The sequence below is a fragment of the Pseudomonas sp. S3_A09 genome (assembly GCF_054668065.1).
Window position 1 is genome coordinate 5,596,425 of the sequence record NZ_CP162752.1, and the last position, 20,991, is coordinate 5,617,415.

20 protein-coding genes are annotated in these 20,991 nt (G+C 53.1%); 12 read left to right on the forward strand and 8 right to left on the reverse strand.

What is annotated here, in order from left to right:
• Positions 1–955: 955 nt before the first annotated feature.
• The 5 genes from AB4N92_RS25960 to AB4N92_RS25980 form a co-directional block, all read right to left on the reverse strand.
• A complete protein-coding gene (locus AB4N92_RS25960) occupies positions 956–3,244 on the reverse strand; it encodes a DEAD/DEAH box helicase (protein ID WP_137201154.1) in 2,289 nt (762 codons plus the stop codon).
• On the reverse strand, positions 3,219–4,514 hold the full coding sequence (locus tag AB4N92_RS25965) for an ATP-binding protein (protein ID WP_137201156.1): 1,296 nt from the start codon (positions 4,512–4,514) through the stop codon (positions 3,219–3,221). The genes AB4N92_RS25960 and AB4N92_RS25965 overlap by 26 nt, the downstream gene beginning before the upstream one ends.
• Positions 4,511–6,949 (reverse strand): tellurite resistance TerB family protein, encoded by a 2,439-nt coding sequence (locus tag AB4N92_RS25970; RefSeq protein ID WP_460128640.1) that lies wholly within the window; start codon positions 6,947–6,949, stop codon positions 4,511–4,513. The genes AB4N92_RS25965 and AB4N92_RS25970 overlap by 4 nt, the downstream gene beginning before the upstream one ends.
• Positions 6,950–7,313: 364 nt before the next feature.
• On the reverse strand, positions 7,314–8,594 hold the full coding sequence (gene umuC, locus AB4N92_RS25975; RefSeq protein ID WP_137211954.1) for a translesion error-prone DNA polymerase V subunit UmuC: 1,281 nt from the start codon (positions 8,592–8,594) through the stop codon (positions 7,314–7,316).
• Positions 8,581–9,012, reverse strand: a complete 432-nt coding sequence (locus AB4N92_RS25980) for a LexA family protein (protein ID WP_137201163.1) — start codon at positions 9,010–9,012, stop codon at positions 8,581–8,583. The genes umuC and AB4N92_RS25980 overlap by 14 nt, the downstream gene beginning before the upstream one ends.
• A 99-nt stretch (positions 9,013–9,111) precedes the next feature.
• Here AB4N92_RS25980 and AB4N92_RS25985 point away from each other — a divergent pair, with 99 nt between their 5' ends.
• Together AB4N92_RS25985 and AB4N92_RS25990 are read left to right on the forward strand one after the other, a co-directional pair.
• On the forward strand, positions 9,112–9,822 hold the full coding sequence (locus AB4N92_RS25985; RefSeq protein WP_137211955.1) for an SOS response-associated peptidase family protein: 711 nt from the start codon (positions 9,112–9,114) through the stop codon (positions 9,820–9,822).
• 256 nt (positions 9,823–10,078) lie between these two features.
• Complete coding sequence (locus tag AB4N92_RS25990; RefSeq protein ID WP_460128645.1) at positions 10,079–10,738, forward strand: hypothetical protein; 660 nt, start codon at positions 10,079–10,081, stop codon at positions 10,736–10,738.
• Positions 10,739–10,836: 98 nt separating this feature from the next.
• Here the strand turns inward: AB4N92_RS25990 and AB4N92_RS25995 are convergent, their stop codons facing one another.
• Complete coding sequence (locus AB4N92_RS25995; protein ID WP_060549424.1) at positions 10,837–11,172, reverse strand: hypothetical protein; 336 nt, start codon at positions 11,170–11,172, stop codon at positions 10,837–10,839.
• A gap of 545 nt (positions 11,173–11,717) precedes the next feature.
• On the opposite strand from AB4N92_RS25995, the gene AB4N92_RS26000 reads away from it, so the two are divergent.
• Positions 11,718–12,161, forward strand: coding sequence for a GNAT family N-acetyltransferase (locus AB4N92_RS26000; protein WP_060549423.1), 444 nt, complete (start codon positions 11,718–11,720; stop codon positions 12,159–12,161).
• 61 nt (positions 12,162–12,222) lie between these two features.
• Here AB4N92_RS26000 and AB4N92_RS26005 read toward each other — a convergent pair whose 3' ends face one another.
• Together AB4N92_RS26005 and AB4N92_RS26010 are read right to left on the reverse strand one after the other, a co-directional pair.
• The gene (locus AB4N92_RS26005) at positions 12,223–12,573 is read right to left on the reverse strand and encodes a DUF7079 family protein (RefSeq protein ID WP_073637113.1); all 351 of its coding nucleotides are present in this window, start codon (positions 12,571–12,573) and stop codon (positions 12,223–12,225) included.
• 148 nt (positions 12,574–12,721) lie between these two features.
• Positions 12,722–13,066 carry a hypothetical protein gene (locus tag AB4N92_RS26010; RefSeq protein WP_060549422.1) on the reverse strand — a complete coding sequence of 115 codons (345 nt, stop codon included), beginning with the start codon at positions 13,064–13,066 and terminating at the stop codon, positions 12,722–12,724.
• Positions 13,067–13,260: 194 nt separating this feature from the next.
• Here AB4N92_RS26010 and AB4N92_RS26015 point away from each other — a divergent pair, with 194 nt between their 5' ends.
• The 9 genes from AB4N92_RS26015 to AB4N92_RS26055 all read left to right on the forward strand — a co-directional run bounded on the left by AB4N92_RS26015 (position 13,261) and on the right by AB4N92_RS26055 (position 20,290).
• Complete coding sequence (locus AB4N92_RS26015) at positions 13,261–13,632, forward strand: nuclear transport factor 2 family protein (RefSeq protein ID WP_060549421.1); 372 nt, start codon at positions 13,261–13,263, stop codon at positions 13,630–13,632.
• 831 nt (positions 13,633–14,463) lie between these two features.
• Complete coding sequence (locus tag AB4N92_RS26020; protein ID WP_060550532.1) at positions 14,464–14,880, forward strand: hypothetical protein; 417 nt, start codon at positions 14,464–14,466, stop codon at positions 14,878–14,880.
• Positions 14,881–14,990: 110 nt separating this feature from the next.
• A complete protein-coding gene (locus AB4N92_RS26025) occupies positions 14,991–15,371 on the forward strand; it encodes a hypothetical protein (RefSeq protein WP_060550533.1) in 381 nt (126 codons plus the stop codon).
• A gap of 201 nt (positions 15,372–15,572) precedes the next feature.
• Positions 15,573–16,193, forward strand: a complete 621-nt coding sequence (locus tag AB4N92_RS26030; RefSeq protein WP_048402005.1) for a hypothetical protein — start codon at positions 15,573–15,575, stop codon at positions 16,191–16,193.
• 494 nt (positions 16,194–16,687) lie between these two features.
• Entirely contained in the window at positions 16,688–17,059 is a 372-nt protein-coding gene (locus AB4N92_RS26035) for a DUF1203 domain-containing protein (RefSeq protein WP_225927072.1), read from the forward strand.
• A gap of 966 nt (positions 17,060–18,025) precedes the next feature.
• The gene (locus AB4N92_RS26040; RefSeq protein WP_083207112.1) at positions 18,026–18,409 is read left to right on the forward strand and encodes a hypothetical protein; all 384 of its coding nucleotides are present in this window, start codon (positions 18,026–18,028) and stop codon (positions 18,407–18,409) included.
• A gap of 304 nt (positions 18,410–18,713) precedes the next feature.
• Positions 18,714–19,100: a hypothetical protein gene (locus AB4N92_RS26045; RefSeq protein ID WP_060549406.1), complete on the forward strand. Its 387-nt coding sequence runs from the start codon at positions 18,714–18,716 to the stop codon at positions 19,098–19,100.
• Between the two features lie 198 nt (positions 19,101–19,298).
• Positions 19,299–19,667 (forward strand): hypothetical protein, encoded by a 369-nt coding sequence (locus AB4N92_RS26050; protein WP_060549405.1) that lies wholly within the window; start codon positions 19,299–19,301, stop codon positions 19,665–19,667.
• 323 nt (positions 19,668–19,990) lie between these two features.
• Entirely contained in the window at positions 19,991–20,290 is a 300-nt protein-coding gene (locus tag AB4N92_RS26055; protein WP_065945812.1) for a hypothetical protein, read from the forward strand.
• The last annotated feature ends 701 nt before the right edge of the window (positions 20,291–20,991 follow it).

Genomic DNA, 20,991 nt, shown 5'->3' on the forward strand with positions numbered 1-20,991 from the left:
AGCGTTCATCAAGTCTCGGACATGTGTTGGAGTCGTATTCGGACATCAAGGGGACGACCCTCACGGAAGGTTAGAAGACGGCCGGGTTATCCAAACCGGTGTTGTGGTGATGGCTCAGAAGGAAGGGGGTTATTGGGTCTTATCAGATGAGGCGGGCAGCAGGTATGTGCTTGTCACATTCCGCCGAGATGGTGGGAGCGAGAGTCTGCTCAGTTATTTGCAAACGGCAGAACCGCTATCATAGCTACCTTGCTGAGTCCGACATGAGCGATATTCCTCCAAACGAAAAGGCTCTACCCGAAATCAAGATTGAAGAGTTCAGAGCGCGTTATCCGCAGCTTTTCTCGGATCCTAGAGTCGATGAGATCTACTGTGATCCAGGTTGGGGCGGTCTTCTCTTGGTTTTTTGCGTTACCTTGTAGTCGCATCTAACGCGGCATCCTGACGTCACGCCGGTGACTGTCGCCCAAATCAAATCTAAATTTGGCGAGCTTCATTTCTTTTTGCTGGTGGTGATGCGTACTGCCGTGGAGCAGTTGATTTGGCAGCGGGGCTTTTGCTGAAAACTTGTGAGAGGTGCGGTGCTCCTGGCAGCCTTGTCGGAGGGCAGTGGGTTAGCACGCTGTGTTCGACCCACGACGGTAGCAGTACTGAATAAAGCCGAAGGATCCGACTGATATAACTGGCGTGGCGTGCCGCTTTCGCGGACGGCTGTTGTAAACCGAGCCACTACGCGTCTCGGCCCTGCCGGGCTTCCATCCTCACGTCTTCGGCCGAAGGCCTACGCGCTCCGCTTGCGGGTAGATGAGCCACGCTCCGGTCAATGCTCCATGACGCGGAGTGCATTTTGATCAGACGGCTGAACCTCATTGGCCTGATCGACAGGTTTCGCCCTTGCTGACGACAGTATTCTGAATTCACGCGCGGACACGAACTCGGCTACGTGAACTCAGTGTCAATGGACGGTAGTGCTTTCAAAGGCGCCTCCACTGGGTAGCCACCGAGTAGTGAAGAACTTTGCAAACTCCACCGCTCCTTTGAAATTCAACTGAGATGACGCATAGGATTTCATGAGTAGTGAGCGGGGGAGCGTCCAATCCCATTTTTCCCTGATGAGATTCTCGACTCCTTCTAGTAAGGCTTCGATGTCGTCAGGGTCTAGCTCAGCGATCTTAGCGAGGGCGTCAGCGACATTTTTTTGTGACCCTCCGATGGACAACGCAAGGCCTGAGCTCTCACAACTCATTCCTACATGATTGAACATGAGTACCAGAGCGTCATTGGTTTGGTCACCACGCCAAGTCACTAGATGAGTTTTCGAGTCAGACCCATAGGTGAAGTTGTCTGCCAGTCCGAGTGATGAGAATGACTTTCGGGCTTCTCTGAGCAATTCCTGCGCTTTGCTATCAATGAACGGGCAGGGGGCTGTTTCGGTTAGCACCGCGCGCATTTCCCCTCTGACCTGGTCGTGCACCATAGCGCCCATTCCGTCGAACTGGGGTGGCTGGCCACCCTTCGCGGCAGTGACCACAATCACCTTTTTTTCGATATCAACATCCAGTACCCGCCAGCGGCGACCACCAAAGATAATCCGCTGGCCCTTCATCAAAGGTCGGCTTACCGGTATTGATCCAAGCGGCTTACCTTCTCGTACCAGTCTGAACTCTTCGTCGCTGGTGAAAGCACTGTAGAACTCGTAGTGGTTGATCAGCCGTTCCCCGAGTTCCCCTGGAAGCAACAAACCTGAGCTGTCTTGCACAATCAATTTCTTCTCGCCGAGACCTTTCAGTAGGGAGAAGAAATCAGTCTTGGAAATACTTTTGAATGTCCCGCTTCCAACAAGACCACCCCACAGTTGAGCAGCGCTGGCGCCTCCTTGCTGTGCAATCACTGACAGAATCTGTTGCACCAGAGTTGAAGCGTGTAAACCCTCAGCCCTAGGTGGCTCGAACCAGTTGCCAATCAGCAACCTGATCATCGCGATGGTTTGGACGAGGTTCTGGCGTAGCAGGTCTGACAACAGCGATTGGTCAGTTAGCTCTCGTTCCTGACAGTAGGCTCGGAGCGTGGCAGGTTCGTCGTTGCGGCGGCCTGACCTTCCCAGGCGTTGGCGCAGGCTTGCAACCGATGGAGGCGAACCTATCTGGACAACTGTCTTGATGTTGCCGATGTCTATGCCAAGCTCCAGGGTGGTGGTGCACACGGCGGTTGCTGGCGGTGTGCCTGCTTTGAGCGCACGCTCCGTGTCTTCTCGAAGGTCTTTCGAAAGGCTGCCGTGATGAGGCAGGAATTCGTTGGGCATACCGCTGACTTCACACAGGCGACGCAGGCGGTCTGCGTACCACTCCACCTCCTGCCGACTGTTTGGGAAAACCAAGTTGTTACTGCCGCGCAGCACCTTGTACATGTGTGCGGCGATGGCATGCCTGGAGCCGGACTCGTCTTCTTTCTCTTCTTCGTCAGGGTTCTGGTCAGGGTCGTGATTTGGTACTTCGACAGCACGCAACTTTTGCATCGGCGGCATCATATAGCCGCGCACTTGCACCTGAAGATTCTGGCCAGATGATTTCGACTCAATCACCTGCACCCGTTCTGGATGCCCGGGCCTGAGAAACTCGCTCGCCAGCGACATGTCTCCCAGCGTGGCGGACAAGCCGACTCTCGGCAGGGTTTTTCCGGCTACAAGCTCGACTCGCTGCATTAATGACTGGAGCTGCTTGCCACGCTCGCTGCCAATGAAGGCATGCAGCTCGTCGATGACGATGTAACGCAGGTACTGGAACAGCCCCATCAGGCTTGAACCTCTGTTGACGAACAGCGCCTCTAGCGACTCTGGGGTGATCAGCAACACACCCTTAGGAGACTTGAGAAACTTGTGTTTTTTGCTGGCAGACACATCCCCGTGCCAGGCGACGACGGGAAGATCCAGTTGCTCGCAGAGTTGGCCAAGCCTATCCCATTGATCGTTGATGAGTGCCTTTAGTGGGCTGATATAGAGGACGGCCCCAGCTGGGTCTTGGTGCTCCATCAGGTTAGTGAGGATAGGCAGGAATGCGGCCTCAGTTTTCCCGGCAGCTGTTGAGGCGGCGATAATCACATCCCGATCAGCATCGACCAGCGCGGAAATTGCCCATTCCTGAGCGTCCCTCAATGCTGTCCATCCCTGGGCCCAGACCCACTGCTGAACGTCGGGGTGCAGGCGCTCGAAAGACGAGGATTCAGAGTTTGAAACTTGTGAGCTCATCGTCCGCCTCGATGCTTAAATCATGCTTGCCACCATCATCCTGGGCAACCTGAACGGCGCCTACCAATGCACGCCAGTCCGCTCCAGGGTTCTGCTCCAGCACTGCGAGCAGATTGATGAAGGCCGTGATGGTTGTGCGTGGAGTGCGGAAGTAGGCTTCACCCAACCGTTGGTTACAGTGCGCCATGAACGCAGGGATTGCCTCATCAGGCATCAGGTATTTGCCCGGGTCACCGTAGGCATAAACGTTACGCAGCTTTTGAAGCAGTACGTAGAAGTCTTCTGGAGTCAGGCTGCTTAAGCGGATGACCGGCCCCGACAGGTCGATCAATCCAGATTTGGCAAATGTGTTTTCGGCAAGCCGAGATTGCAACGCGGGGTAGCTGTACAGTCCGCGCCGGGTGTCCATCAGAAACTCAGGCGTACCGCCTAGGACAAAACCAAGGCCCTCGGTCGAGCCTTGCAAGGAGTCATTCAGAATCCGCAAGATCTGCTCGTAGTTGGCGTTGCGTGCTTGAGTGTTAGCGAGCTTGTATAGATTCACGAGCTCGTCCAGGCAAATCATGAGGCCGCTAAACCCCGCCAGGCGTACAAACCGCGACAGCAACTTCAACTGATCGTAGACCGATGCGTCATCAATGATGGTTCGGACACCGAGCGCCGCACGTGCATCTGTCCTGGTAGTGAACTCGCCTCGAAGCCATCGGATGGCGTCCGCCTTGAGCTGCTCGTTGCCTTGTTCAAACCCTTGGCAATACTTGGCAATGACGTCAGCAAAGTCGTAGCCGTTCACCATCTCAGTGAGATCGGCCAAGAATTCCTGAATGACGACTTCACTCTCGACGGCCCGAGTTTTCGCTTCCGATTTTGCCTGAGAAATGAATTTTTCAACGATACCCTGCAGCGCGCCACCATCCGGTTTCGTCCGGGTGGACGTGTTTTTAGCAAGCTCTGCATAGAGGGAGCGTGCTTGTCCGCCTGAGGCATGCAGCCGGCGGTCTGGGTTTAAATCGGCGTGCATCGTGACCAGCTTTCGCTCCATCGCAATGCCCCGCACAAGGTTGAGGAAAAAGGTTTTCCCAGCCCCATATTCGCCTACAACGATCCTGAAGGCGGAGCCGCCGTCAGCGAGTCGATCTATATCTTTGAGAAGGGCGTCGAGCTCACCCGCTCGACCCACCTGGATAAGATGCTGGCCCGCACGAGGGACTACACCGGCTCGCAACGACTGAATGACCGCATCGCGATCCTTTGGGCGTATCGCGCTCATAGGGCTAACTCTTCCAGGATATCCGGGTTGATCTCGATGGGGTCATCCCCCTCAGAGACGGGCATGTCGAACCGCTCAAACGCCATGTCGTTGATGTGCTCAAGCGCGCCGTCGAGCATGAGCTCCATATCTGTGGCAACATCTTCCAGCTCTTGGCGGCTCCATTGTCGGCGTGACACGATCATTCGTAGAAACGCTGAGTGTTCTGTGTCGAGCCCATGTACCGTAGCCGCATGATCAGTTGGCTGATCCCGGATACTCACTTTTACGATAGGTGGTTCAGGAGACTCATCATTGAACACCTCTGCCAGCAGTGCTGACACCGCTGCCGTTTCGCGTTGAAGCTGCGCAATTTTGTCCATGTCCAAATTGAAGCCTCGGGAAGCGTCATTAATGCTTGGCGTACCACCGGCCTGGTTAGGACTAGATTCGGCACCAAGTGCGGGCGTAGAGGACAAGTCCCTAGGAGGGTTGATGGCCGCGCCGTGTAAGTCCCCGTAAAGCATCTGTGGATCCAGCTCAAGTGTTTTATATACACGTTCCAGCAGCCTGACTTCCTGAGGCGAAACGTGTCCGTCAGCTTGAGCGAGATGAACGAGGAATCCAGCTATGGTGCGTTTGGCATCGGCATTCAGAGGGCTTAACTTTTTCTTTAGACTCGCCAGAGTAGGCGGCTGCAGAGTTTGGATTTGCAGGTGGGCTTTGAGCCGTTTCCGATGAGATACGCAAAGATGACTCCAGGAATCGATATGCCGCCCTAGCTGGGTCATCTCATCGCTTGAGCTTTCACCATCTATGGCCGCAACAGCGCTTGCCAAATCCAGTGTTACCACAGCAGCGTGATAGTCCGAAGTTGTCCGCAGGCTTCCATCATCGTCACCCGTCGCGAACAAAACGATCGTGTCCGAATTTTTGGGAGTACGGCTACCGGATAGTACATCTGGCTCAAAGCCGATATTCAAAGATTCGAGGGCTCTTGCCAAGGCTACGGTTGTTCCGCGAGGCAAAGCTCCTGAAGATCCAAAGCGCCCTGCCAGATCCCCGAAAGTCATGACCAACTGCTCATCACCGACTTGGAGTTGCAATTCAGCGATTACATCCTTCGCCGCTGCCGGCCATAGGGCAACCGGCAGTTGCAGAATACCCTCCAGATTTGAGGCTCCCTCAGGGTTTCGACCCAGGTATCTGCTGTATGGGTCGAGCACTATCGTGCATTCATCCACTATAGCTTGCAGCTTGTTGCGCGTTGCTGACGTAGCGGAAACATCCGGTATATCACCCAACGCAATTTCGGGAGCGCTTAAGCGGGAAGAGGCGGAACGATAGGCGATCTTTAGTAGAGTCTTATTTTGGGTAAGCACAAGGCCGTTCGGATAGCGGGCGGAATATTGGGCCGCGAACAGTGAAGCAAACTGATCCGCGCATCTGCTCACGGCAGTGCGGCGGCTGATGTTAGGGTCTGAATGTACCCATGCCATTGCCCACGCCGCGTTCAAGGGATGTTTGTCCAGAGCCATTTGGCCTAATGCCAGTCGTAGCGCAATCGGCAGTTCAAAGCCATTCGACTCAAATCGAGGCGGTGCATTCAAGTACATCTGCGGTTCCACATCCATGAGCTGTATGTGGTTGAGCAGATTCGACGCGTAGTTTCGAAACGATGAGTTGTCCCCGTAGAGGTTTTTGAGACGCCCAATCTCATCAGCGATGGTCGGCAGTTCCGAGCGCGCGGCCTCATCTGTAATTGAATCAACGATTACCCGACGCTCGAGGCCGTAAAAGAAGATGAAGACATACCCTATATCCACACTGGGGGCACAGAGGCCCTCGGACAGCCATTGCAGGTACCCACGTCGTGCTGCAGGAGAAATTCCGCTGTAACTCGGCCAGTAGCCGGTGAGCTTTTCAGTAAGATCCACGTGCGTAATTTGCACGGGCAGTTGCCCGTCAATCAGCGAGGGCTCATGGTTGAATGTGCGATCTGTTTTCTCAGCAAAATAGACCATGCGAACCGTCAGAGCCTTACCACCGACATTGATGGTTTCGTCATTTCCAATCCATCGCGCTTTCGAGGATAGATTTTTAGGCTTGGGGATCGTGAATTGCTGCTCAGGCGAGCCAGCCCTGATCGTATGGAAATCTGAGTCAGAGCAGTGTCCGCTGATCACATCAAGGCTGATTTCAGATTTTTGCTCGTGATTTGACAAGGAGGCGGTCTGACCTATTGAGTCGGCAAGGATATTCGTTTTCAAGCGAGTAGGGCGCTTCAGTGACTCTACGGAAGACTTCTTGATCAGCCAGATGATGCCAGCGATCCCGACCAAAAAAGCAACCGTGAACCGCAGATTAGATGGAGCAGCTGCGATGGCCACGACCAATATCAGTATCAAGGTCACGACGGTCGAAATGCCAAGGCTGCTTTTTTGCTTCCGTGCCATCAAGTGCTCCATGAGGTTCGGCTGGCTTATTGGCAGTATCTGCATTTTTTCGATTGGCGCCAAGCGTGGCATACGCTGTCAGATCGCGCCGACGGAGGTTGAATTCCTCGGGCTACGGGCGTTTTCTGCCTCTCATGATGGGGCAAAGACTGCCAGTCCGAGATCCACCAAGACCTTTTCATCTCATTGGGTTTAGCTAGAAGCTCTCCGTGCTGATATTCCGACTAGCTTCTCCAACGAGCGATGCTTTCAATTTGCGGCTGACTGTTTCCGTTCTTGGGGCTGCCCGCAACGGCTGCTCATAACTGTAAGCAGCGGTCACGATATCCCGCTGTGCATATGAGCGTAAGCTTTTGCCAGCCTGCTACCTAGCCTTGACCGTCCACAACTGATCTACCTTCGTCGTGTAGCTTTGGCTCATTAGGTCTCGACGCATCGCCCATTCAGGCGCCGCAGGCACGCTAGCCAACCGGACGACTCCCTTTCCCCACCGGCCATTGATCTCATCCAGGACGCTCATGACCTTGTCCGCCATCACGGGCTGGGACTGCGCAAACAGGTCATCAGTGAATTCGCCAGGCTGTCGCAAATCCATCAGCAAAACCTCTGCCTTGCTGTATTTAAAGCCCGGTTGGAAGAGGCGATTGACGGCTTCGGTCGCAGCCTTGGTCATGAGTCGAACGTCGTTTGTCGGGTAAGGGAGTTCGACGAGTGCGCCGTTCGCGTACTTCGCTTCTTCGGGATTGAACATGCCCGTCCTGATACTCACGCGGATCTTCTTGCACAGCGAGTTTTGCGCTCTGAGCTTTTCCGCCGCGCGTTGCGTGTAGGTGGCGACGGCCTCCTTGATCGGCTCGATCTGCATCAGCCTGCTGCCGAACATCCTGCTACAGCAAATCTCTTGCTTGGGTGGGTCAGCTTCGCCCAGTTCCAGACATGGGGTGCCAGCGAGCTCCCGTGCCGTCTTTTCGATCACGAGGCTGAATTTCTGGCGAAGCATCGACGGGTCGGCCTTCGCCAAGTCCATTGCGGTCTTGATGCCCATCGTTTCCAGGTGGGCCTTCATGCGCTTGCCAATGCCCCAGACTTCGCCGACATCGGTGTTGCGCAGCGTCCAGTCGCGTTTGAACGGATCGCAGAGATCGACCACACCACCGGTGATATCTAACAGGCGCTTGGCGGTATGATTTGCGAGCTTCGCTAGGGTCTTGGTGCGGGCAATACCCACCCCGACTGGAATTCCCGTGCGCTTGAGCAGGGTGGTGCGCACGTGCCGTCCAAAAGCAGACACATCACCTGGGAGGCCCGTGAGATCGGCGAACGCCTCATCAATGCTGTAAACCTCTAACGCTGGCACCATCGATTCGATGATCGTCATGACGCGCTCACTCATGTCGCCATAGAGCGCGTAATTACTGCTGAAGGCCACGATTCCATGCCGGCGTAGATGGTCTTTGATCTGGAAGTATGGCTGGCCCATTTTCGCAAAAGGTTTGGCGTCGTAGCTGCGCGCAATCACACAGCCGTCGTTGTTGGACAGCACCACGATGGGTGTCTTGGCTAGGTCGGGTCTGAACACTCGCTCGCAGCTCGCATAGAACGAGTTGCAGTCAATCAGGGCAAATACAGGTTCACGTGTTGTCATGATCGCGCACGCTGTATTTCACCACACCCCAGATCACCAGCTCATCGCCCTCCATGACATGCCTTGCCGGATATTTTGGATTCTCCGATACAAGCATCACGGCGTTCTCACGCAGAAGCAGGCGCTTGCAGAATGGCTCCGAGTTCAGCGCTGCGATGACTATGTCGCCGCTGACCGCATCGATGCTCCGATCAACGACCACCAGATCCCCTGAATAGATTCCTGCGCCCTGCATGCTATCCCCATCGATTCTCACCAGGTACACGTGCGGGGCTCGAATATCGAACAGCTCATCAAGGGAGATGTGCTTTTCGATGTGATCAGCCGCAGGGGAGGGGAAGCCCGCTGGCACCTTGGATGAATAAAGGGGCAGCTTCTTACCGCCAGTAGCGAGTGGGCCGAGGATGGTGATGCTCATGATGCAAGCCTTAAAGTTTTAGACTGTACGTATATACAGTTAACGATTTGCTTCGCTTGCGGTCAATCTCATAAGCATCACTATTCGACGGGTGACAGCATGTGCGGACGCTACTCGATCTACGAATCGATGGATCATTATCTGAAGGAGCTCGCGCCAGAGCAGCTTGTGATCAACGGCTACGATCTTTGGCCAGTGGAGCGATACAACGTCGCACCCTCAACCCGCGTGGAAATTATTCGGCCCGTAGATGAAAAGCTGAGCATTGATAAGGTGAAATGGGGATGGTCGCCATTTTGGGCGAAAGGAAAGCGCCCTGATCCGATAAACGCCAGGGTTGAAACAGTCATGAGCGGGAAATTCTTCAGTCATCTCTGGCCAAACGGTCGCGTCCTTGCACCGGCAAACGGGTGGTTTGAGTGGGTCAAAGATCCGGCTGATCCAAAGAAGAAGCAGCCTTACTTCATAACCCTGAAAGAGCAGGCTCCGATGTTCTTAGCTGGTTTAGCTGAGGTTCACCAGGGCCTGGAGCCAGATCCTTGCGACGGCTTCGTCATCATCACCGCCTCCAGTGATCAAGGGATGGTAGATATCCATGATCGGAAACCGCTGGTTTTGGCTCCTGAGCACGCCCGCGAATGGATCGCCTCAGATACTTCCCCTGAACGCGCGCGGGAAATCGCGATGGAACACTGCCGGCCTGCTACCGATTTTCATTGGTATAAGGTGAGCAAGGCTGTGGGTAGTGTTCGTAATCAGGGCCCAGAATTAGTCGAGCCGCTCGCAGGGGCGTCAGACGTCGATGAATGATCAACCTGAGTCGTACATCCCATTGGCTGTAGATGTTGATGGACGGCAACTGGAGCGTTGTCCTGCCTGCCCATGGGTAGTTCTTGTCAGCTTTAATCAAGAACGGACATCGCTTAGATCAACCACCAGTTTTTACACCCGGCATACCTGCGACCGCCCAGGTAGCGGCTCGTACCGTGGGAGTCATATGGTGGAATTATTCGCCCCGAAGAGTTGGACACCATTCGGGTGGCCTGACATAAATTAAGGACAAAATATGTTCAGCAAATCTCAGATCATTACCATCCCAGTCATGATCTCATCGGTATTTTTACTCACCGGCTGCCCGCCACCAGCGTCTTTCACCCAATGGAAACGCGCTTCTACCTCCGTCGAGGGCGTTAAAGCCGCAATGGCAGAATGTGGTGACCCTGTGGCAGGGCCACTAAACCGTTTCCCAATAAACGAAGAGATAATTCACTTTCAGTGCATGCAACGTCTCGGTTTTACCCGTAAAGACGGCTTTGAATACTGTGAAATAATGAAGAACATGCCTGCCTGCGTCGAGGAAAGGCAGGGCCGTCCGCTCAGTTTGTCGCAGCTCGAAGCGTTGCCGTTTGTAGAGGACGAGGCCTTCCACCCAATAAAACCAAATTCAGGCCGGGATGAACGTATGCAGGTCTCATGGCGTAAAGCGGGAGCATCACTCCATTTCTCAGTCCAGGTAGCAAATGATAGTGAAGCCTTGCCGGTGATGTATGCGTGCGGCTATGCGAAGCCACTTGGGTCGAATCTGGACGTCGCAAGCATCGGGCGCACTGCAGAAGTGCAGCATTGCATGATTGATCATGGCTTTGAGCCCAAAAACAAAATCATGCTGGTTTGCCAGACTTACCCACAAGTGACGGGCTGTTCGTCGACAACGCCGTCGAGTTGATACAGATAGAGAGCGGAGTGAAGAGGGGGCTTGTTCGTGAGAGATAAATATCTTCCTAAGTGAACGACGTGATAACTCATCAGCCCAGCTACCCTTTACTACATCGATTTAACCGATACCACTTCCACGTACTTGTACTTCTTCCTCGCAGCCTTCACAGCCTCCTGCTCAGCAAGCAAAGAGCTCAACGTATCGGCCTCGTGAATCAACTCGATCATTTTCCCCTCAAAGTCGTTTCCGACACGTAACGTGACCCTCAGCCTGGGGGTGAATGCTTTCGCGACCTTCTTCTTGGCTGTTGGAGCGACAACGGGTTTCGCGAGCACAACTTCTTCCACACGCTCATTTACTAGAGGAGCAGATATCTGCTCTTCGGGCTGAGGCGTACCGAAAAGGGCACGACGCATTTCTTCTTCAGTTAAATCAGAGTTCATAGAACATCTCAAAGGGGACGGTAATCAGCTTGACGAATTCTACTAGCATGGCTGCTCCAGCGTGTCGGAAACGTGTTTGACTGCTGTGAATTCGCGTTACGTGCTTACAACGTCTCAGCGTGGTGATGGGCGTGCAAGCTTTTGTCGAGTTTTAAGGTTATCAGGCGGTCAGTACCATCGCTCGCTGCATCTACTGCAGTAGAACCGTGGCTATACTGGCTGCCGAGAGTTATGACGCTCGGGGGATTTATGTCCAACACGGCTTTGAAGGTGGGCGAGGTGATCTCTATCGCATCAAGGATCTATTAAGGATTCCAATGCCGATCCCTCCTTATCGGGCGATGTTTTGTGGCCTCGACGTGCCGACGCACATGCCTTCGGTTCATGCCTAGTGTCCAGTGCACAGAGATCGAAGCCGTCACTGCGGATGTAACCTGCGCGCCTCATTGTAATGGGCAGCAGTCGCTCAGCGGAGTGGTTCGCGAGCTTTGCGAAAGGCCAAGTGCGCCATATCATGCGGTCTCGTTCAACCAGGGGCTAATGGAATGGCAATACGACTAAGGCAAGCATGCGTGACTGATATCCCAGCGATCTACCGAGGAGAGGAAAGCTATATTCGGTGTTGGGAGCCAGAGCATGAAATTACCTGGCGGTTGCAATTGGAGCGACACCTGACGCGCTGGGTGGAAAATTTTGAACGGCTTACAATTGCTCTCATGGGCGATGACTTCGCTGGATACTCGCTGTGGGCCCCGTATCAAAACCACGCAGAACTTAGCACTATTCACGTAGTGGCAGAGCATAGACGTAGCGGCGTAGGAATGGCGCTTCTGGAGGCGTATGCGCTGGACGCGGCAGCACAGGGATTCACTCAATTGCGTTTAAGTGTACGGCCTGAAAACCCTGCGAAATTTATGTACCAGAAAGCGGGTTTTCTGCACACCGGGACGGAGGCACATGGATACCTCAGGTATGAGCGCCACGCTTGATGGTCACGTCAGTGACGCCCCAGAAGCCGGTAGCCATCCGGGGCATATGATGGTGTTGAGTTCAGGCATATACAGGCGGAAGCCGGGTTGCAACTTGCCCCCAGCATCTTGTGATCTCTTTAATAATGCCGCTGTCACCCAATTTGTTCGTAGAGACCTCACTTACTGAAAGATGCTCTAACAGCCACTCATCTGTCCATCCCGCCCATTCACCTGCAATGGATTTAAGGTTTCCCTCAAGTACAGGGAAAACTTCAGCCCAAAGGATGCTGTGAATTTCTCGGGGCGAATAACCTGTTTCTAGGACTACACGAGCGACATAGTCAAAAGTCGAGTCAGTGATCTCAGTATCGAGAAAGAACTCTGAAAGTGCCTGCCAAATCTTCAGGCGGTTTGCGTCGACGTTTTCCATGCATACCCGAAGCTTGGACGGCACCCAGCGGCCAGAGGAAATAGTAGCATAAAGCGTTCAGACAGATATTCTCCGCCAAGAAAGGCCGTTTTCGACCCAAAGCAATCGCCTACTCGCAGGCGACCGCGTTCGGCAAGGATGTGACCATTCAAAAGTTCGGGAACAATCTTCCGACCTTGTTCAGCCCCACAAGCCGAATGAATCCCAGCGGGCTGACAGGCTCGGACAGGTAAGTACCGTCCCTCGGATTCATCGCGATTGTCTGCTCACCATTCCACCAAAGCAGATCTCCGTTGTCAGAAATACTCCATAGTATGTAGCTGGACAGATCAAGGCTGTGCCAGCGCTCGGATTTTATGAATTCCCAGCCAGTGTTCTGCTTGCGCAGATTGAGGTTCGGGTTGTCTGAATCGCCCAGAATGGAAAAAAAACCATAGGGACGAGCCCCGAAGTCCTGAAGCACCGCCTCCAGTTCAGCCTTGACCTTAGGCATATCCAAAATTTTTCCTTTTTAAGCTCTCAATCTGATGCCGCAATATAGCTAATGAGGGTGCCCTTTGGTAATTCTCGTTGGTACAGGCGAAGGACATCAGGCAGTTGCTGCCGAATCAATGGTTACAGATCTAGCTTATGCGATCTATTGTTCCGCTGTGAAACGCGTGTAAACGACACTGGTAGGTGAGGGAAATGGGTATCCGTCTAGAAATTTTAGCGCTTGAGCGGCTGTTGCTAGAGCCAGAAACGAGAAAGAATGACGGGCTGCTTAAACAGCTGCTTTCCGACGACTTCGTTGAGTTTGGAGCTGTCGGCAAAAGCTGGACGAAAGCGGAGGTCATCGCTGCACTCACATCACAGATTTTTGTTAAAAGAACAATCGTGGATTTCAGTCTGCGTGTGCTTGCAGATGGTGTCGTGTTAGCAACGTACCTATGCCGTCACCAAAAAGCTAATGGCGACGAATCTTTATCACTGCGTAGCTCCATTTGGAAAACCTACGAAAATGGTTGGCACATGGTGTTTCACCAAGGTACGAGGTCTCCGACTAGATGTTGGTACTAGCGCCGATGAGCATGAGGCGGTGCGTCACACAGCGATAATGACCGTCAACGCGGACACAAATATCCGCATCGACCAGACTCGGAAGGTATGTTCGCCGGCCCCTGACCTTCCAACGGTGATTAGGACGTGTGCTTGAGCCCCCGCTTTACAGGGTGGGGTCATACAAGTTGAGCGCTGCATCCCACTGCATTTCATGATCTTCGACTGCAACATTCCATTCGCAACCAGGCACCGAGATACGAATCTCCGATAAGCACTGACACCAATGTTGTACGCCAACCCATGATGCATTTTGTTGGTTATCAAGGAGCTTAGTGGAGCCCGAGAGCACTAGACCCTTCTTTAGAAAACGACTCGGTTCCAGATTTGTTGAATAGTCAAATGACTCCCAATTAAGGCCCACGCCAAGGGAGAGGAATCGTTCTATTTGATCGTTTACACAGTACCGTCGAACAACCTTCTGAATAGCTGCGATCTCGTTCGAGCTGAGCGGAGCTTTCAGCCGAGCAGCGTAATAGATTGATATTGCCAAAATGTCCTCTCAGAGACGGTAGTCGTTATTGGGATGAAGGATGCCGAGCTTGCCTCCGTTCGACTACGCAAGGTGTTAGCCGGACATTTACAGCGGTATCACCCTACGCGTCGGCTCACTAATCCTGGACGCTTGAAGGACGGCGTACATCCAGCTTGGACGGACTGGCAGCTTTGAGCTTGTCACAGCAATGAGGTGGAATTGTGCGCGTATGTCCCCGTCAGTTGTCCCTGACAAGCTGCTCCTACACCTTTAATCAGGTACGATCCTGAGGACTCATCAACAACTGAGATCGTGTCATGCGTGATGGCTGCTGGCCCTTTCATCTTTTTGGCGCCAACTTCGCCACTGAAGCTGAGGCGAAGAAATTCGTGTGTGAACAGTGGGAGCCGGAGCCCCCTGAAAGCGCGAGCGAAGCCGAGTACGTTTCATGGGAAGAGCGCAATCCAACCTGGCGACTAGCGGAAGAACTTGGGTTCTATATGGATTCAGACTTCGTTGAGCTTATCGGCACCACAGAAGACGTCATAGCGCAAATCCGCAGCCCCTCTGAGAGAGCGCTGTTCAGCTCCAAGGCAACAGAATTTACCCATTTTATTCTGGTGGGGTCGAATGCCATCTGGGGTGACCGTCGTTCGACTTCTACCCAAGTAGAAACGCTGGTGCGCTTGCCGGAGAGCACTGCAACCATCACATATCTCGGCTTGTTCAACTGAGCTGACGGCCTCATAGGTTAGGCATGTTTTCGACCAGGGGCGGGCACTGCAGTAAGGCTAAAATTTGTCCTCATTTTGGGCAAAGTGACGATTCAACTAGGCGTGAAATTATGACCAGACAGCTCGTCTACCCACGAATACGAAATCGAATTGTCGAGCTACTAGAGTGGCTGATTGAATGCGAAAACGAGCCACCTCGGTTCGGTATGAATGAGCTAATCAATTCATGGGAGGACTGGGTGCCACCTTTGTCTTCCAAGGGGTATTTCACCACTCAAGGTTTCACCCCAGCCGAGAGCGAATTTTTGCTAAACGTGAGTGCCGCCATTGAGGATTTTTGCGAAGCGACACCTAACCCGATAGAGCACGACGATGCGGCAATTGCGCTCCCTCAATGGCGCCTTGTCATCGCTGCTGCCAAGCCGACGCTATCTGCTATGAAAGCGAATACCAAAATGTCGGAGGAGAGTGACGACAGGCTCGAGCGTTGAGTTGCTGGCTGTTTAAGCAAGGTATTGCGTACGATTCTGCCAGGGTGCAGCAATCGGTCAGAAATAGGTAAGCGTCCAGTCAAGTCATCTACCGATCCAGCTATCAGCACGAGGATGACTGCTTGCCGCCCATGCCGTAAGGTTCGCTACCAAAATCGCCACAGCCTTCCAGTGGTGGTAATACAGCAAGGAGAGCGAACAATGAACACCTTCAAATCATCAGTTCAAAACGTAGCTGCGGCCATAGGCCTCATCGCAGCAGTGACAGTCGGCGGATGCGTCATGATCCCTTACGACACGCCGGAATCAAAAGCCCAAATCCAGCGCGATCTGAAAATTGCACCATCGGATATTCAAGCCGTATCGGAAACTAACTGGTGCTTGTTCCCATATGGAAGCGAAGGCAGCTGCAGGGCCACTCAGGGCCTGGGAGTGTTGACCAGCAAAGGCCTGATCCTCAGCCTCTACAACAACCACACCTACACTGAAACCGCACGCATCCTCCCAGAACAAGTGCAGTGCGTGAAGACAGTTGGTGGTCGCACTGGAGTCGAACCGTTCGTTGTATTCACCAAAGACCGAGCGATCATGCTCGCCGTCATTACGCCGGGTGGGCAAATGAACGTGCCTGTGAAAGTCAGTTTCTTTGATTATCTGACGAAGCCAGGGCAGCACGTCTTCACTGGGACGGATGGCGGATATGTGCGCAAGTCGGGTCGAAAGCAAACCGTAGGCGGAATGGTGTCAGGCACTGCCATCCCGTGGCATACAACACTCGACGTAACCGAGGTTTTTAACCCTTGCCCGCAGGTTACAGATTAACGATGACTGGCGCGTTCCATCGCAAGCGGTGCGCGCATGCCTAAGCCCGTAGGTGTGAAGGATGAATGCCCGAAGGGCCGAGCCCCCCCGGCGGCTCGGCTCGCGAAAGCCGCCCTTGAAGAGGCTGGTTTCGAATGCCATCTGGGGCGACCGACGTTCGACCACTACCGATGTAGAGCCGCTGGTGCGCTTACCGGAGAGCACCGCAACCATTTCATATCTCGGTCTGTTCAACTCAATTTGACTGCTCGAAAGGGCATGTCTGCGTTTGCATACGACTGCGCGCTTTCGACCCTAAGCAGTCGGTCTCGGTCAGCTTGAATAAGGCAGCAAGAAACGGATAGTAAGTGCTGGACGAATTCCAGCCTGATACGACTCCAACTAATAGGAGTTTAACCATGGCGTTTCGTATAACTGGCCTTTCCCCCGAGCCATTCCAGTCACTGTTTGGATTGCCCGACCAAGAGCTAGCATCTCTCGGGATAAAGCGTTACATGGTCGACAGCAACCCAGGCTTTCCTGACCGTATCGAAATAAAGGATGCAGAGCTAGGTCAGAGTGTGCTTTTACTCAACCATCTCTCTCAGCCAGCCGAGACGCCATACCGTGCCTCACATGCGATCTTCATAAGGGAGTGGGCTACGCAAGCTTATGACGCAGTCGATCAGATACCCGAGTCTATGCGAATCCGTCTGCTATCACTTCGTGCATTCACTGATGATGGGATGATGCTCAATGCCGACGTCGTAGATGGAATAGCGATAGAACCTGTTGTTACTCGGATGTTTGCTGATCCAGGGGTTAGTTACATTCACGTTCACAATGCCAAGCAGGGTTGCTACTCCGGACGAATAGATAGGGCGTAGTCGCCGCAGTCTCGGTGGCTCGTTCCTCTTTCGACTTTTCTGGTCACCAACTTTCCGCTATTGGCCGATTTCTGCCTGTCGTAGCGGGCAGTAATCGGCCAGAACCGGATGTTTAAAGCTGGGGCAATGAACTCGTCGAATTTCTTCCCGCTTTAAGAGTTTGCCGACGCGCTTTTACACACTCTGGGCTGGCAAGTAGAGTTAGGAAATCAACTCGTCCCTTTTTATAAAGTAGGTGCAAATGGTGGCTCCCTTCGTTCTCCAGGGCTTTGATGTTGGATGGGTCGCCACCGACGCCGTCGGGCAGGTTGCGCTCTTCACTACGGGGGGGCCGGGGCCGGTTCCTGATTCCGCAATGCCCTCCGTCGAAAACTCCGAAGAATTTGTCCTTTCATTGCCGGAGGTGTCCGATGTAGATCGGGTCACTGCCAGGGCTGGCGTAAACGCTTTCGTTGAATTTGCCAAACGTGGGTTCTTCGCGTACGACTGGTCAGACGTTCATCGCGATTCACGCCAGGCCTTGAGGGGGTATGAGCTGCAATGCCGCCCACTGAATCCACTGACACTTTTCGATTTGCCTGCCCCTTTACGGGCATTAGCTGAGGCTACTCGGCTATCTGATGTAGCCTTCGGAGCACCCATCATAGTGATAGGTGATCAGGTTTCTTAGCCTTCATTCGGCGATTCGGAGCCGCTTTTTTGGGCCGGAAGCTTTCAGTTGCGTACCGCAGCTCCCGGCCAATAGCTGCGCTTCGCGATTGACGACTTTCGACCCATGGCGGACGTTCAGCAACCTTTCGGCTAAGTACGTACGGTCAAAACGGCACAATCAGTTGTAGCCCTAGCGCCCGCTTCAAGCCGAACGCTTAGACTAAAACAACAGCCCTGACCTATTTAGCTTGTTGAAGGACAAAGCTGGCACCCTGCTCTGTGCAGGATCTTAATCAACGTACAAGGAGGCGTGAGGTGCGCGACAAGCAGATTTGGGAACTGACAGAAAACGATCTGCACGATGTTGGGGTATGGTGCTTTCCGATGGACGAGTCCGTTGAGGATGAATGCACAGTCCGACCTTGTGTTGAGGAAGTAGGCTTGGCGATGATCGTGCGAGCCGAATTTTGCGATGCCGATGGCACTCGTTATCTGGGGTACGTGCACTGGAGTCTGGTTGAACATATTGGCCATCGACAACCCACGCTGTTCCTCAATGACGGCACAGCTGTCTCGTTCTGGGGAGGAATTGTTAAACCCTCCTGGGATGAAGCCTCAGATGAAGCGAAACGGATTTCTTTCCCCATCACATTTAAGTCTGAATCGTTGCTCGGGCTCACGCCGATGGTTGGTTCCTAGAAGGGATGTATTACTTAGATAGCAATGACCAGATTTCTTGCCTTCGATAGGTGAAAGGTAAGGGCAATAGCTACGCTAATCTGGCTTACACCAGAGCCAGAATGCGGCAAAAAAGCCAGCGCATGTCGACCGGCTCTGGCCGTTTCAGCCAATCACCTCAGGCAGAAAACGGCCAAAAGCTGACATTGCGTGTTGCTGAAGTTGACCGACGATGAACCCGTATTGCAGCATGGAATTGACCTGTGGCAGCGCTGTGCGGCCAATCTGTAAGCGCTACCTTCGCACTTAACCGGGGAAGAGGCTCATGATCATGGTCTTGCCGAAGATCGAACTCAAGGAACTGTCGGTGAAAGCGGAATCAGACGGTTTGACGCTGAGTGATCTTGTTCCCATTTGCGAAAGGTTCGACGTTGCACTGCATGATGTGCTGAACGAACTGTCCGTCGCGGTTGCGGAAGGCTATCTACAAGGATCTCTGCTCTATGACTATTGCGACGGCGTTATGAACGGGATCATAAATGCCGTGGTTGAATTAGGCATGACTAACGACATGCCTCAGCCCGCTTTCTCGCTTTACCAAGCATTCGATCAAGGTGAATGGTTCCGCAGTAACGACCCACCGGAGACTGACACCAGTGAGAAATACACGAAGCCGGTGGTCGAGGAAATAATGCGTACCCTTGCAGGCTAGCTTTCACAGAACGAGAGGTTTTCGCTTTTGTGCTGGACGGTAGTGGATCGAATTCCGCTTTTGGCCGATTGCAGCCAGTAGCGAGACGTTGCTTTCGACCTGAAGAGATTTCAACGAAGTTTCACCGACGTACTACGGCGTTCTTTTAGGTGGCAATTCAGGTGTCATCGGCAAGCTCGCTCTGAGGATTTAAGCCCCATGACTGACCGCTTGGTATCAAGCTATCCTGACGTACACCGTGCTTTCGATGCTCTAGAACCAGACGAGAAAACGCGGGTGGCTAATTGTATAGTTCTCTGGGCGGTTGATGAAGTAGGGGGTGACTCTAACGAGGTCGCTGAACTGTTGTCGTGTGGAGGTCGGGCCCGACTTGAGACTATATGCGCTCAAATGGAGGAACAATACTTCTATCTGCTGGAGCGCGACGACGACGGATCTTTTGCTTGGTTTTGCAAGGCCCGCGCATATAGTGCTAGCGTGTTCCTTGCCCGTAATGAACTTGACGACGCGGTCTATGAATCGATTTTCGCGATTGATAAACCGTTCCAGGTTAGTGATTTCTTGTGAAAGCGTTGTGCGGTGTGAGCAACGAAAAGCTGTCGACGACCACTTTCGACCCATTGCAGCGCTTCGCATCCGGCAGAGGTCGGCCAAAAGTAATTGCCGGTCAGCAACGATGAAATAGAGTCTACCGTATGACGAAAGTGTTGGAGACGAGCCTTCAACCCTCTCCCATCGACACGTTTCGTGCGAATCGAGTAATGTAGCTGCGAATTTTTTTGCGCATTTGTTCGAGTCAGCGAGGCTACCTATACAGTGGCTTAAAATTATTCGATTAGCTCATCCAGGTCGGCCAAAACTGTCCCCTGAATAGACCATTAGGAACGTTTATGAATAATCTCGCGGACATAGCTTTGAACTATCTTTGGACGCTGAATTTTTCAAGCGATGATTTAGGGTTTGACGAAGATTGGGTAGTAAAAGAAATTGAGTCTATGTCTCATGAGATGGAACATAATTTCACTGACGCAGAGCGTCAAGCTGTCAAGGAGTCTGCGAGCCGAGCTTTGACGAGGTGGCTATGGGAGCCTGATGAGCACGGCTATACGCCACGCAAACTTCTTAAACCAGAACAAAGAATTTTTCTAGAGTGTATTGCATCAGGAAAATTCAGCGGCCCAGAACTCTGATTACTTCAAGCGGGCAACTCGGCCGTTTGAAAAAAGAAATAGTGTTATTCAGCCTCACCGTTCGACATCGTGATGTCGGGTCGCAAAGTCAGTCAACAGCCGGTTCTTGCCAACTGCCGCTGATCGCGATGTGCTGCAATGGGACGATAGCTGGGGGTCGTCCCGTAGTCTGCACGCCGTCTGTTGAGCAGGCAGTATCGGCCGGAGGAGGGGAGATCAAGGTTGATCTAGGCGCGGCCATTTGCGTGTGAAACAGCAGGATCGGCAATGTGATTGCCCTTGTCGGCTCGTATTGTCCGCCTTCAATCGTCAATTGTCCCAGTTCTGACCGGGACGTGCTTAACCACCATTAGCCCGGTTGAACTGCCAACGCGTGGAACGACCCGCTATGCCGGTAAGTCTACCTGTATCTACTCATGGTTAAGGTGCAGCGCAATGGATAAGACAATCACCGTCGATCAACTGGCTACCACCGACCTTAGATCAATCAATGAGATATGGTTGGGCGGGACGCATATCCAGCTATGCCTATGGCGTGGCGAACACGTCTTCACACACGAAATGATGAGCGAGGGCATCCACTACAATCAGGCACATGATTGGCGCTGCTCGTTTTCCGCTACGTAACGTCAATTTCGTCTGATAGCTGTCGATATGGAGAGCAGCCGTCCCAAGCGCTGAACAAGTTTAAGCCTGCCCAA

Excerpts from the sequence above, each read along its gene's own strand:
- AB4N92_RS26020 (WP_060550532.1), top strand. The coding sequence starts at position 14,464 with ATGCGTGATGGCTGCTGGCCCTTTCATCTTTTTGGCGCCAACTTCGCC.
- AB4N92_RS26000 (WP_060549423.1), top strand. The coding sequence starts at position 11,718 with ATGGCAATACGACTAAGGCAAGCATGCGTGACTGATATCCCAGCGATC.
- AB4N92_RS26025 (WP_060550533.1), top strand. The coding sequence starts at position 14,991 with ATGACCAGACAGCTCGTCTACCCACGAATACGAAATCGAATTGTCGAG.
- AB4N92_RS26010 (WP_060549422.1), bottom strand. The coding sequence starts at position 13,066 with ATGCCTAAGGTCAAGGCTGAACTGGAGGCGGTGCTTCAGGACTTCGGG.
- AB4N92_RS26015 (WP_060549421.1), top strand. The coding sequence starts at position 13,261 with ATGGGTATCCGTCTAGAAATTTTAGCGCTTGAGCGGCTGTTGCTAGAG.
- AB4N92_RS26045 (WP_060549406.1), top strand. The coding sequence starts at position 18,714 with ATGATCATGGTCTTGCCGAAGATCGAACTCAAGGAACTGTCGGTGAAA.
- AB4N92_RS25970 (WP_460128640.1), bottom strand. The coding sequence starts at position 6,949 with ATGGCACGGAAGCAAAAAAGCAGCCTTGGCATTTCGACCGTCGTGACC.
- AB4N92_RS26005 (WP_073637113.1), bottom strand. The coding sequence starts at position 12,573 with ATGGAAAACGTCGACGCAAACCGCCTGAAGATTTGGCAGGCACTTTCA.
- AB4N92_RS26030 (WP_048402005.1), top strand. The coding sequence starts at position 15,573 with ATGAACACCTTCAAATCATCAGTTCAAAACGTAGCTGCGGCCATAGGC.
- AB4N92_RS26035 (WP_225927072.1), top strand. The coding sequence starts at position 16,688 with ATGGTCGACAGCAACCCAGGCTTTCCTGACCGTATCGAAATAAAGGAT.
- AB4N92_RS25965 (WP_137201156.1), bottom strand. The coding sequence starts at position 4,514 with ATGAGCGCGATACGCCCAAAGGATCGCGATGCGGTCATTCAGTCGTTG.
- AB4N92_RS25985 (WP_137211955.1), top strand. The coding sequence starts at position 9,112 with ATGTGCGGACGCTACTCGATCTACGAATCGATGGATCATTATCTGAAG.
- AB4N92_RS26055 (WP_065945812.1), top strand. The coding sequence starts at position 19,991 with ATGAATAATCTCGCGGACATAGCTTTGAACTATCTTTGGACGCTGAAT.
- AB4N92_RS25980 (WP_137201163.1), bottom strand. The coding sequence starts at position 9,012 with ATGAGCATCACCATCCTCGGCCCACTCGCTACTGGCGGTAAGAAGCTG.
- AB4N92_RS26050 (WP_060549405.1), top strand. The coding sequence starts at position 19,299 with ATGACTGACCGCTTGGTATCAAGCTATCCTGACGTACACCGTGCTTTC.
- AB4N92_RS25990 (WP_460128645.1), top strand. The coding sequence starts at position 10,079 with ATGTTCAGCAAATCTCAGATCATTACCATCCCAGTCATGATCTCATCG.
- umuC (WP_137211954.1), bottom strand. The coding sequence starts at position 8,594 with ATGACAACACGTGAACCTGTATTTGCCCTGATTGACTGCAACTCGTTC.
- AB4N92_RS25960 (WP_137201154.1), bottom strand. The coding sequence starts at position 3,244 with ATGAGCTCACAAGTTTCAAACTCTGAATCCTCGTCTTTCGAGCGCCTG.
- AB4N92_RS25995 (WP_060549424.1), bottom strand. The coding sequence starts at position 11,172 with ATGAACTCTGATTTAACTGAAGAAGAAATGCGTCGTGCCCTTTTCGGT.